At 69.8% G+C, this 11793-nt stretch carries 11 protein-coding genes; 7 read left to right on the top strand and 4 right to left on the bottom strand.

The window, feature by feature from the left end; translation table 11 throughout:
• Nucleotides 1-48: 48 nt before the first annotated feature.
• Complete coding sequence (locus tag Aco04nite_RS41695; RefSeq protein ID WP_213002848.1) at nt 49-2415, bottom strand: immune inhibitor A domain-containing protein; 2367 nt, start codon at nt 2413-2415, stop codon at nt 49-51.
• A 188-nt stretch (nt 2416-2603) separates the two neighbouring features.
• Nucleotides 2604-4589, bottom strand: a complete 1986-nt coding sequence (acs, locus tag Aco04nite_RS41690; protein WP_213002699.1) for an acetate--CoA ligase — start codon at nt 4587-4589, stop codon at nt 2604-2606.
• Nucleotides 4590-4779: 190 nt separating this feature from the next.
• Here acs and Aco04nite_RS41685 point away from each other — a divergent pair, with 190 nt between their 5' ends.
• A complete protein-coding gene (locus Aco04nite_RS41685) occupies nt 4780-5523 on the top strand; it encodes a Fic family protein (RefSeq protein WP_213002698.1) in 744 nt (247 codons plus the stop codon).
• 57 nt (nt 5524-5580) lie between these two features.
• Nucleotides 5581-6057 (top strand): PH domain-containing protein, encoded by a 477-nt coding sequence (locus Aco04nite_RS41680; RefSeq protein WP_213002697.1) that lies wholly within the window; start codon nt 5581-5583, stop codon nt 6055-6057.
• A gap of 351 nt (nt 6058-6408) precedes the next feature.
• Here the strand turns inward: Aco04nite_RS41680 and Aco04nite_RS41675 are convergent, their stop codons facing one another.
• Nucleotides 6409-7209 (bottom strand): HAD family hydrolase, encoded by an 801-nt coding sequence (locus Aco04nite_RS41675; protein ID WP_213002696.1) that lies wholly within the window; start codon nt 7207-7209, stop codon nt 6409-6411.
• Nucleotides 7210-7529: 320 nt separating this feature from the next.
• Entirely contained in the window at nt 7530-7886 is a 357-nt protein-coding gene (locus tag Aco04nite_RS41670; protein ID WP_213002695.1) for an STAS domain-containing protein, read from the bottom strand.
• Nucleotides 7887-8097: 211 nt separating this feature from the next.
• Here Aco04nite_RS41670 and ssd point away from each other — a divergent pair, with 211 nt between their 5' ends.
• From ssd to Aco04nite_RS41645, 5 genes are read left to right on the top strand one after another with little or no spacing between them, the layout of a single operon-like run.
• Nucleotides 8098-9144, top strand: coding sequence for a septum site-determining protein Ssd (ssd, locus tag Aco04nite_RS41665; protein ID WP_213002847.1), 1047 nt, complete (start codon nt 8098-8100; stop codon nt 9142-9144).
• Nucleotides 9141-10310 (top strand): TadA family conjugal transfer-associated ATPase, encoded by a 1170-nt coding sequence (locus Aco04nite_RS41660; protein WP_213002694.1) that lies wholly within the window; start codon nt 9141-9143, stop codon nt 10308-10310. The genes ssd and Aco04nite_RS41660 overlap by 4 nt, the downstream gene beginning before the upstream one ends.
• A complete protein-coding gene (locus Aco04nite_RS41655) occupies nt 10307-11011 on the top strand; it encodes a type II secretion system F family protein (RefSeq protein ID WP_244876680.1) in 705 nt (234 codons plus the stop codon). Before Aco04nite_RS41660 ends, Aco04nite_RS41655 begins: the two co-directional genes overlap by 4 nt.
• Nucleotides 11008-11184, top strand: coding sequence for a hypothetical protein (locus tag Aco04nite_RS41650; protein ID WP_213002860.1), 177 nt, complete (start codon nt 11008-11010; stop codon nt 11182-11184). Before Aco04nite_RS41655 ends, Aco04nite_RS41650 begins: the two co-directional genes overlap by 4 nt.
• Nucleotides 11130-11771 carry a type II secretion system F family protein gene (locus Aco04nite_RS41645; protein ID WP_213002693.1) on the top strand — a complete coding sequence of 214 codons (642 nt, stop codon included), beginning with the start codon at nt 11130-11132 and terminating at the stop codon, nt 11769-11771. Before Aco04nite_RS41650 ends, Aco04nite_RS41645 begins: the two co-directional genes overlap by 55 nt.
• Nucleotides 11772-11793: the final 22 nt, after the last annotated feature.

Genomic DNA, 11793 nt, shown 5'->3' with positions numbered 1-11793 from the left:
AAGGCGGCGCCGGGAGAGTTTTCCCAGCGCCGCCTCCATGATGGTGCTTTAGCTGAACTTCACCGTCGCCGAGGTGCCGGACTGTGCGGTGACCTGGATCTTGACGCCGGCGGCGGGCAGCTTGACGCCTGCGGCCGGGGTCTCGTCGTAGAAGTACTTCTGGGTGTCATCGAACGTCGGTTGCGCGGCCTGGCCACGGATGTAGCTGGCCTTGCCGTTGATGTGCAGCGTGAACGAATCGGCCTTCTTCAACCCGAATGGTGCGTCGTAGATCTGCACCCGGGCGCGCCACGGCACACCCTCCAGGTTGTAGACCGGCTCCGGGTGCGCGTCGACGTACAGGTTGCGGCCGGTGCCGGGGTGGGTGCTGACGTTGTTGTCCGAGACCGAGGTGTCCCAGTACGAGATCAGCACGCCCTGCTGGTACGAGAAGTGATCCACGAAGTCGGGCTTCGCCGGGTAGCCGAAGAAGTACGGGCCCGTCTTGAGGTACTGGTCGTAGCCGACGTACGAGCGGTTGCCGACGATGTAGAAGTTGTCGTACGCCGCGCTGGTCGAGGAACCGACGACGCTGAAGCCCGCGGGGGTCCAGGTCGGGGTGGTCTCAGCGCCGTCCGTCGACACCACGGTGCCGTCGGTGGTGACCGTCAGGTTGTCGCCGAAGAACCCGCCCTCGGAGACGCCGCCGTCGGTCAGGTAGTGCAGGCGGAACTTGACCTTCTGGCCCGCGTACGCGTTGAGCGGCACAGCGATGTCCGCCCAGGCGCCACCGGTGCTGCCGGTCAGCGCCGGGTTGCCACTGCCGTCGGTCGGGAAGGCGGCGCCGTTGACCGTGCCGTTGAGCCGGGTCCAGGTGCTGCCGTTGTCGGTCGACGCCTCGAAGTAGAGGTAGTCGTAGTCGACCTCGATGGCGTAGCGGCCCTTGAGCGTGACCGAGCCGGTGGCCTTACCGGTGAGGTCGACGTCCTTGGTCAGCGCGGTCTCGAGGTCGTCCGCGTTGCCGGAGAAGTACTGCTTGGTTCCGGCGTACGGTGCGCCCAGCGGTGTGACGACCTGCTTGTCGGGGAGCACCACGACCGCGGCCTGCGCCTTGGCGGTGTTGTACTCCTCCGGGCCGAGCTCGAGGGTCTTCTGCTGACCCTTGACCAGGACCTCGTAGTCGAGCCAGCCGAGCTGGAGCTTGTTCCACGCCCCCATGTCGCCCGGGCGGGTGCCGATGCCCTGGTCGCCCGTGGCACTGAGGCGGTTCTGCGCCATCAGCGTCCAGTACTCGTTGGCGTTGTCGCCGCCGCCGGTGGTGTCGTAGTCGTCCGGCAGCGTGAGGTCGTGCGTGTACTCGTGGGCGAAGACGGCGAGGCCACCGTTCTCCGGCTGCATCGTGTAGTCACCGATCCAGAGGCCGGTGTCGCCGACCTGGGTGCCGCCGCGCAGGTTGCCCGACGGGCCGGTGGAGCCGGCGTCGCCCGAGCTCACATAGGAGCGGTGGCTCCAGATGGCGTCCTCACCCTGCTGCGGGTCACCGTCGGCCTGGTCGCCACCGGCGTGCACGATCTGGAAGTGGTCGATGTAGCCGTCCGGCTCGTTGAAGTCGCCGTCGTTGTCGTAGTCGTACCGGTCGTGCTGGTCGAACGACTGCAGGTCCGCGACGATCTGATCCTCGGTACGCCCGGCGGCCCGCTGGTCGATGACCCACTGGTTCGCGGCGTCACGGACGAGCTGCTGGACGTTGCTGCACACGTGGCTGCCGCAGAGGTCGCGACCGTACCGGGCCTCGTTGTACTTGACCTTGACCCAGTCGGTGACCTCGCCGTCGACGCTGTAGCGGCCGGACGACTGCGTCTGCATATAGGTCTTCAGCGACTCGGTGCCCGCACCGTCGCCGAAGTAGAGGTTGCGGAAGTAGTCGGAGCTGTAGTCGGACCGCCAGATCGTGGAGTTGTCCACGCCGCGGTCGGGCTCCGGGATCGAGTTGTGCAGCGGACCCTCGAACGTCGCGGGGCCGGCGGTCGCCGGGTCGCTGTCCACGTCGGGGTAGCTGGGGTGCCGGTCGTTGCCGAACTCCGCGAGGATCACGAAGATCCGGTCGGTGTTCTCACGCTCGAGTTCGACGTACTGGTCGACGCCGTCGTCGTTCGTGGTCGCCGTCTTGTTGAGCGCTGACACGCCCTGGGTCTTGCCGACCTTGACCACCGTGCTGCCGTTGCGCTCGATCGGCTTGGCGCGGCCGGTGAGCACATCGGTGATGGCCTGCTGGCGCAGCGCCCGGGTCTTGTCGTTGAACGGGTTGGGGATGTCGTCGACGGTGGCGGTGCCGGCCTGACTGGCCGGTGCCGGATCGGCAGGTGGAGCAGCGTTGGCGACGGTCGGGAGCGAGATCCCGACACTGGTCACCATCGCGGCGCCCAGCAGTCCCACGACTACCTTGCGCACTACGTTACCTCCGTTGACAGGACCGCACGCCGTGGTTCGGCGGGCGGCCTAGCAGGCCCCGGATCCGGGGCTGGAGAGAACGTATGCAGATATAGCGATGCCTGGCAAGGTCCAGTTAGGTCATAACATCGACGGCAGTGGATTGTCACCCACTGCCGCCGATGCGTGTGCGGTCAGTCCTCGGACTTGGCCGAAGTCATGCCTGACGAGATCAGGTCCATGACCGTGGAGTCCTGCAACGTCGTGACGTCGCCCAGCGACCTGTTCTCCGCGACGTCCTTCAGCAGTCGTCGCATAATTTTTCCGGACCGGGTCTTGGGCAGCTCGGCGACGAGCATGATCTGCCGGGGCTTGGCGATCGGGCCCAGCTTCTTGGCGACGTGCAGGCGCAGCTCCTGGATCAGCTTCTCGCCGGCCTCGCCGCTGGTGTCGACGTTGCCCCGGGGGATCGTGAACGCCACGATGGCCTGCCCGGTTGTCGGGTCGGTGGCGCCGACGACCGCGGCCTCGGCCACGGACGGGTGCGACACCAGGGCCGACTCGACCTCGGTGGTCGAGATGTTGTGCCCGGAGATCAGCATGACGTCGTCGACCCGGCCGAGCAGCCAGAGCGCACCGTCGTCGTCCTTCTTCGCTCCGTCGCCGGCGAAGTAGATCCAGTCCTCACCGACACCGGCGCCCTTGCCGAAGCGCGACCAGTAGGTGTCGATGAAGCGCTGGTCGTCACCCCAGATCGTGCGCAGCATCGACGGCCACGGCTCGCGCAGCACCAGGAACCCGCCGCCGCCGTTCGGCACCGAGCGGGCCTCGTCGTCGACAACGTCCGCCGAGATGCCGGGGAGTGCGGTCATCGCGGAGCCGGGCTTGGTGCTGGTGACACCGGGCAGCGGAGAGATCATCATCGAGCCGGTCTCGGTCTGCCACCAGGTGTCCACAATGGGGCAGTTGTCGTGGCCGACATTTGCCCTGTACCACATCCAGGCCTCGGGATTGATCGGCTCGCCGACGCTGCCGAGCACGCGCAGCGACGACAGGTCATACTTCGCCGGGATGTCGTCGCCCCACTTCATCATGGTGCGGATGAGGGTGGGCGCGGTGTAGAGGATGGTGACCTTGTACTTGTCGACGATCTCCCAGAACCGGCCGCGGTTCGGCGTGTCCGGCGTCCCCTCGTACATGACCTGGGTGGCGCCGTTGGAGAGCGGCCCGTAGACGATGTACGAGTGCCCGGTGACCCAGCCGATGTCGGCGGTGCACCAGTAGACGTCACTCTCGGGCTTCAGGTCGAAGACGGCGTTGTGCGTGTACGACGTCTGCGTCAGATATCCGCCCGTGGTGTGCAGGATGCCCTTCGGCTTACCCGTCGTGCCCGAGGTGTAGAGGATGAACAGCGGGTGCTCGGAGTCGAAGGCCTGCGGCTCGTGCTTGTCGTTCGCCTGCTCGACCGTCTCGTGCCACCAGAGGTCCTTCTCACCCCAGGCGACATCTTCACCGGTGCGGCGTACGACGAGCACGTGCTCGATGCTCGGGCACTGCGCGACAGCGTCGTCGACCGTCGGCTTGAGCGCGGACGGCTTGCCCCGCCGGTATCCGCCGTCCGCGGTGATCACGAGCTTCGCGTCCGCGTCCTGGATGCGGGTGGAGAGGGCGTCCACCGAGAACCCGCCGAACACGACGCTGTGGGTCGCGCCGATCCGCGCGCAGGCCAGCATCGCCACCGCGGCCTCGGGGATCATCGGCAGGTAGATGGCAACCCGGTCGCCGGCCGTGATGCCGAGCTCGGTGAGCGTGTTGGCGGCCTGGCTGACGCTCTTGAGCAGGTCGGCGTAGGTGATCGAACGGGTGTCCCCGGGCTCGCCCTCCCAGTGGATCGCGACCTTGTCGCCATGCCCGGCCTCGACATGACGGTCCACGCAGTTGTACGCGATGTTCAGCTCGCCGCCGACGAACCACTTGGCGAAGGGCGGGTTGGACCAGTCGAGGACCTGCTCCCACGGCTTGGCCCAGCTGAGCCGTTTCGCCTGTTGTTCCCAGAACCACTGGCGGTTCTCATCGGCTTCGTCGTAGGCCTCGGCCTTGACGTTGGCATTGGCGGCGAGGTCGGCGGGCGGCGGGAACTGCCGCGTCTCCGAATACAGGTTCTCCAGCGTCTCGCTCATGAGGGCGGCTCCTCTGCTCTGTTGTGTGCACACTAGTTGCGCTCGGGCGACCCGTGCTCGTCCCGCGCGCTGAGTGGCGGAGAGTGCGCGCCGACCGGGCAGATCCTGATCGGTGCTGCGCGAATCTTGCCACTTCTGAGCCCTAATGCGCAGCAAGTGTTTCGTAGGGTTTTCCGGTTACGGTATGCCGGTGACGAACGATCCGCTGGCTCCGCTGCTCGCCCTGACCGGGGTCGAGGACGCTTTCACCGAGGCCCGGGAGCGCGTCGACGCCGCGTTGCGGCACCGGGCGCTGCGCCGCAACGGGGGCCAGGTCGCCGCCGAGGTCGGCCTGCGCGCCGCCGTGGCCAGCGCGGCCCTGGAAGACCATCGCTACGACCTCGCCGACGTTCGCGGTGGCACGGTCACCGACCCGATCGTGCAGGGCGCTCTGCGCGTCTCCGAGTCGCTCGGCGGCATGACCGATCTCTGGCCCCGCGCACCCCGCCAGGTGCTCGCCCGGCTCCACATGCTGGCAGCCCGCGGCTCCGTTGCGGAGTCCGACCTGGGCCGGCTGATCTCCGGCGCTGACCGCATCGACGCCCTCGCCGGGCTGGTCGCCGGCAACGAACGGACGCCACCGCTGCTGCTCGCCGCGATCGTGCACGCCGAATTGATCACTCTGCGGCCCTTCGCCGGGCCCGCGGGTGTCGTCGCACGGGCGGCCGCGCGGCTCACCCTGGTCTCCCGCGGCTTCGACGCCCGCGGCCTGGTCGGGGTCGAGGCGGGCCATCTCACCCGCGAGCCCGAATATGTGGGATCGGCCGGGGCGTACGCGACCGGCACCCCGGACGGTGTCCGATCGTGGCTGCGGCACTACGCGGCCGCGGTGATCGAGGGTGCGGACGAGATCCCCCGGATCGGCGATGAGGTGTTGGCACCTTCGGGCGGGTGATGCGTCGAAGTTCGAATTACCCGTTTTGCGGCCGTTGGCGGTTGCCATACTCGGTTGATGGACGACGATTGGGTCCGGCCATACTCACCCGGCCCCGGCCGCTGGCTGGTCATCGGCTGGGAAGCCGTGGCCTTCGGTCTCCTCGGCTGGGCGAGCGTCGGGCTCTTCGACCTGACCGGCGCGGGTGTGCACATCCTCGCGATGGTCATCGCCGCGGTGTGGGTGCTCGCCGGCTGGCGGATCCTGGAGATGGGCGTCTACGTGCGGCCCGCGGGTTTACGGATCCGGGGGTTGCTGCGGTCGCGCACGCTGCGGTGGGAGGAGATCGCCCAGGTGCGGCTGCACAAGCACACCAACAAGGTGGGCCGGTGGGAGATCCACGGCGGCATGACCGTGCTGATCGAGCGGCGGGACGGGTCGACGGTCAACACCGAGTTGTGGGCCCAGGGCGTGGACTTCCATCGTCGGCCGCAGGCCTTCCGCGACGTCTACCACGAGCTGCGCAACCGGCACCTGCGGTCGGCCCGGGGCTGATCGGGCGGGCTGACCGGGCGGGCTGATCGGGCGGGCTGATCGGGCGGGCTGATCGGGCGGTCAGCCCCGGGCGGGCTGATCGCGACATAAAGGACGCCGCCTCACGGGTGAGGCGGCGTCGCTTGCGCGTCCTACCGGGTTATCAGGCGTGCACCTGGGGTTCTGTTGTCGGCAGTCCCGCCGGTTTCCCGGTGGGTCCCGCCGCAACGTGCCTGCCGTGGCTGATCGCGCGTGGGTTCCCGGTGGCCGTGCACGGAATCCGATGAACGGGTCCGCGGTTTCTTTCTACGCCTCTGCCGCCTTGATCACCAGGGCAAATGCTACTTAACGTAATTAGTCAGACGCTTGACGTCAGCTCAGGGCGGCCTTCGTGCGGCGGTGCCGGCCGTAGATCGCGAAGCCGATCGCGACTCCCACGCCCACCCCCAGCGCTGCGGCCGCGACCGGGACGGCGGGCCGTTCCCGCAGCCGGCGGCCCAGAGGGATGGGGTGCCGGAACTCCAGCACCGGCCACTGGTTCTCCAGCGCGACCCGGCGCAGTGCGCGATCCGGATTCACCGCGCTCGGATGCCCGACCGCCTCCAGCAGGGGGAGATCGCTGCTCGAGTCGGAGTAGGCGTAACACTCCGCAAGGTCGTAGCCGCGCTCGTCCGCGAGCTCCTGCACGCCGATGACCTTGCTCGGCCCGGCGGCGTAGAACTCGATCTCACCGCTGTAGCGGCCTTCCACGATGCCCATCCGCGTCGCGATGATGTCCGTGACCCCGAGCAGCGCGCCGATCGGGCGCACCATCTCGTCACCGGATGCTGAAACCAGCACGACGTCGCGCCCGGCGCCCTGGTGCTCGGCGATGAGGGCGGCGGCTTCCGCGTACACATAAGGGTTGATCAGCTCTTGCAGGGCTTCGCCGACGATCTGCTGAACCTGCTCGACCTTCCAGCCCTTGCAGAGGGTGGCGAGGTAGTCGCGGGTGCGTGCCATGGTCTGCTCGTCGGTGCCACCCAGCCGGAACATGAGCTGGGCGTAGGCGGATTTGACGACGTCACGCCGGCTGATCAGCCCATCACGATAGAGCGGCCGTCCGAAGGCCAGCGCACTGGACTTGGCGATGACGGTCTTGTCGAGGTCGAAGAATGCGGCGCTCTGGCCCACGGCCCGAAAGTGTAGCCGTACCCACCCCGGAATACTGCCGGGGTGGCGGTGGTGCCATTTCTGGTGACGGTGGGTACTCGACGGTTGAGCGGTACTGAGGCATGCTTGTGTTGCGACTGGGATTCACGTTGCACCCGGCTGCCGCTGCTTTACCCATAACTCGACCCCGTGTTTTCGTGCATTCACGGTGGTATGGATTCTCGGTGGTTGCGCCCCCCGCGATCACCGGGTCCGATTCGGCTCGACCCCCCCTGAGCCGAATCCCAGGACGGCCCCCGTCACCCCCGACGGGGGTCGTTCCATGTCTGCAGGGTTTGGTGTCAGGAACCCGTTGCCCGACTGAGATTCGCGGCTTGGGCGTCGTCCGTCATCCCGAACAGTTCGATCAGCCCGGTAACGGCGAGCACCCGCCGGAAGTTGTCGCTCGGATTTGTCACCACGAACCGGCAGCCGGCCTCGGTGGCGGCGCGGTAACCCTCGATCAGCGCGCCGAGCCCGGTCGAGTCGATGAACGTCGCGTCGCTCAGATCGATCCGGATCTGCTCCGGGGAATCCTGGGCGACCGCGTCCCGGATGCCCTGGGCGACCTCGTCGGAGTTGGAGAAGTCGATCTCGCCCAGCACGCTCATGACCGCGGTGCCGTCGTCGCCTTGCGCGCTGCGGATCGGGAAGTCCATGCCAACTCCATTGATCGGGTCGGCCGACAACATACCCAATCGCCACCGATTCCACTCCTCGCGTGTCCCATTTGCGGTCCTTCCCGTAGCAGATCAACGCTCCCGGAGCGAGTTATCCACAGGCTGCTGAGTTATCCACAGGCTCGGCGATGGCCGGTTGAACGATCATCACCGGTCCGGCCACGGTGGCGTCATGCCTCTACCGCTCGTGATCACCGAAGACCCCGACCTCCTCGACGACCTGCTGCGCCTCGCCGCAGCCGGTGGCACCGAGGTCGACCTGGCCGCCGACCCTGCCGCGGCCCGCGCCCGCTACCCGTCCGCGCCCCTGATCCTGATCGGCTCCGACCAGGCGGCGGGCTGCCTGCGAGCGGGGATGCCCCGCCGCCCCGGTGTGCTCGTCGTGGGCCTCAACCCGATCGACGACGACGTCTGGGATTTCGCCGAGAGCCTGGGCGCCGAGCACCTCGCCCTGCTGCCCGAGGCGGAGCCCTGGGTCGTCGACCGCATCACCGCCGCGATCCAGCCGCCCGCCGCGGGACGGGCCATCGCCGTGATCGGCGGCCGGGGCGGTGCGGGCGCGAGCACCCTGGCCGGCGGGCTGGCGGTCACCGCCGTCCGCCGCGGCCTGCGCACCTTGCTGCTCGATGCCGACCCGCTCGGCGGTGGCCTGGATCTCGTGCTCGGCTGGGAGCGGCTCTCCGGCCTGCGCTGGCCGGCTCTCGCCGAGGCCGGTGGCCATATCGATCCGCCGGCGTTGCTCGGCGCCCTGCCCCAGCGAGGCGACCTGGTGCTGCTCTCGTTCGCCCGCGACGGCCTGACCGCGGTCCCGAGCGATGTCATGGCCGGCGCTCTGGCGGCCGCACACGCCCGCCGCGACGTGACCGTGATGGACCTGCCCCGCCACCTCGACGACGCGGCGACCCTCGCCCTGCAGGCAGCCGACCAGGCAGTCCTGGTCGTCCCGGCCGAGTTGCGGGCGGCCGCGGCGGCTGCCCGGGTGGCTGCGGTGGCGCGCCTGCACTGCCCCGACCTCTCGGTGGTGGTGCGGGGCCCGGCCCCCGGGCGCCTCAAACCGCGCGAGGTGGCGCGCTCACTCGGACTCCCGCTGGCCGGCGCACTACGCCCCGAGGAGTCACTGCGCAACGGACTGGAGCGCGGTGACGCCCCCACCCAGGACGGGCGCGGTCCGCTGGCCGAGCTCTGCGGCCGGCTGATCGCACGCCTGCTCGTCGCGAAGAGCGAGGCCGTGGCATGACTCTTGCTGCGAGGGTGCGGCGCTACATCGCCGAGGAGCACGGCGAGGCGACGCCGGAGGCTCTTGTCAGCGCCGTGCGCCACGAGGCCGACGCCGCCGTGCTCGGCGACACCACGGTGCTGCACCTGGCCGGCCAGGTGCGCGACCAGCTCGTCGGCGCCGGTCCGTTGACACCCCTGCTGGCGGACGCCTCGGTCACCGACGTCCTGGTCAACCGCCAGGAGGTCTGGGTCGACCGGGGGCGCGGCCTGGAACGGGCTGCGGTCAACGTCGGTGGCCCCGACGACGTCCGCCGGCTGGCCCAGCGCCTCGCCGCCGCCTGCGGGCGCCGGCTCGACGACGGCCTGCCCTACGCGGACGCCCGTCTCCCCGACGGCACACGGCTGCACGCGGTGCTCCCACCCGTGGCGACCACGGGGCCGTATCTCTCGCTGCGGACGTTCCGCCAGCGCCCGTTCACCCTCGACGATCTGATCGAGCAGGGCACCGTTCCGCCGGCGCTTGCCGAGGTGCTCTCGTCGATCGTGGCGGGCCGGCTGGCGTACCTCGTGACGGGTGGCACGGGCTCCGGCAAGACGACACTGCTCGCGACCCTGCTCGGCCTCGTGCCCTCGAGCGAGCGGATCGTGCTGGTCGAGGACGCGGCCGAGCTGCGCCCCGTGCACCCTCACGTCGTCGCGTTGCAGGCGCGCACCTCCAACACCGAGGGCGCCGGGGCGGTCAGTCTCACCGAGCTCGTACGCCAGGCCCTGCGCATGCGCCCCGACCGGCTGGTGATCGGGGAGTGCCGCGGCGCGGAGGTCGCCGACCTGCTCACCGCTCTGAACACGGGGCACGACGGCGGCGCGGGCACGTTGCACGCGAACGCGCCGGCTGACGTGCCGGCTCGGCTCGAGGCGCTGGGGATGCTCTCCGGCCTGCCCCGGGCGGCACTGCACGCACAGCTCAACGCCGCCCTCCAGGTCATCCTGCAGGTCCGCCGGATTCCACGCGGTCGGGTCCTCGACTCGATCGGCGTGCTGCTGCCATCCGGCGAACAACGTCTCACCACCGTGGTCCCCGCCTGGCAGCGTGGGCGTGGTGCGGGGCCCGGTTCGGTCACGCTTGCCCGCCTGCTGTCGGAGCGCGGCATGACGGTGCCACCCGTCCTGGGTTCGCAGCGATGAACGGGCTGTCCTGGCTTCTCGCCGCCTCGCTGCTGGCTCTCGCAGCCGGAGTCGTGATCCTGCCCGCGCCGTCCGGGCTGGCCCGCCTCGGCCGGCAACCCCGGTTCCGGATATCCCTCACCGTCTGGTCTCCCACGAGGCTCACCGCGGTTGCGGGAGCGGGCACTGCGCTCCTGGGGCTGTTGCTCGGCGGTCCGGTGGCCGCGACTCTCGGGCTCGTCTATGCGGTCCTGGGCGCTCGGGAGTTCGCCCACTCCATTGCCCGTAAGCGCGCCGCTGCCGAGCGCACCCGGAACCTCGACGCTCTGAGCGCGCTCGCGGCGGACCTGCGTGCGGGCGCCGCACCGTCGCACGCGCCGATCCGGGGGCGGCTGGGCGAGCTGACAGCCGCCGCTGGACGGCTGGCCGGCGAAACAGGGGCACCCACCGCTGACCTCGTCGACCGCATCGAGGCCGACGCCCGTACCGCTGACCGGGCCCGCGCCCGCGCCAACGCGGAAGCCGCCGGCACCCGGATGACGGCCCTGCTGCTCGCGGTTCTACCGCTCGGCGGCCTAGCTATCGGCTACGGCCTCGGGACTGATCCGCTCCGGGTGCTCCTGCACACCTCGGCCGGCGCCATCTGTGCGATCGCGGCGGCCCTGCTCCAGACCGCGGGTCTGTTGTGGTCCAACCACCTGATCAGGAGCCCGTTCGCATGACCGCCTTCCGCTGCGGTGCCGAGGCGATCCAACGCCGGGGCGGCCCGGTCCAGGTCCCGCTCCAACCGTGCTGCGTCGCCGCCCTCCTGCGAGCCGCACGCACGTCCGAGTGGGTGCGATGCCCGTTCCAGGAGCTGCTGGTTCCCACTCTGATCATGGAGGGTTCCCGGTGAAACGCAGGGTCCTCATGGCGGTGCTGTGTGGTGCGTCCGTGGGCTACCTCGTCGGGCGCTGGTGGGGCCTGGTGCCGGCGGTCGTCGTCGCCTACGGAGCCAACCGGCTGCTCGGGCGTCAGGTGCCCGCCGCCGTTCGAGCGGGGCGCGAGCGGGCGAGCGCCGACCTGCCCATCGGCGCCGACCTACTTGCCGCCGTGCTCCGCGCCGGTCTCCCGATCGACCGTGCGGTAACCGCGGTTGCCCAGGCCCTCGGCGGCCCGCTGGGGGAACGGCTCGACCGGGTGGCCCGCTCGTTGACGCTCGGCGCCGAGCCGCTCGAAGCCTGGGCCCACCTCGCGGATCTGACAGGAGCCGAACGCCTCACCTCGGCAGCCGTGCGAACCAGCGCCAGCGGCGCCGCCCTCGCCGGAGCCCTCACCCGTCTCGCGGACGACCTCCGCACCGACCGCGCGATCGCCACCGAAGCAGCCGCCCGTCGCGCCGGTGTCCTGATCGTCATCCCCCTCGGCCTGTGCTTCCTCCCGGCCTTCATGCTCGCCGGCCTCGTGCCGGTCCTCGTCGCAGTCCTCGGCGACGTCCTGTAACCCCACGAAGAAGGAGCTCCAC

It is taken from the genome of Winogradskya consettensis (genome assembly GCF_018332715.1).
GTDB classification, from domain to species: domain Bacteria; phylum Actinomycetota; class Actinomycetes; order Mycobacteriales; family Micromonosporaceae; genus Actinoplanes; species Actinoplanes consettensis.
This window is presented reverse-complemented; position numbering and strand designations above follow the sequence as displayed.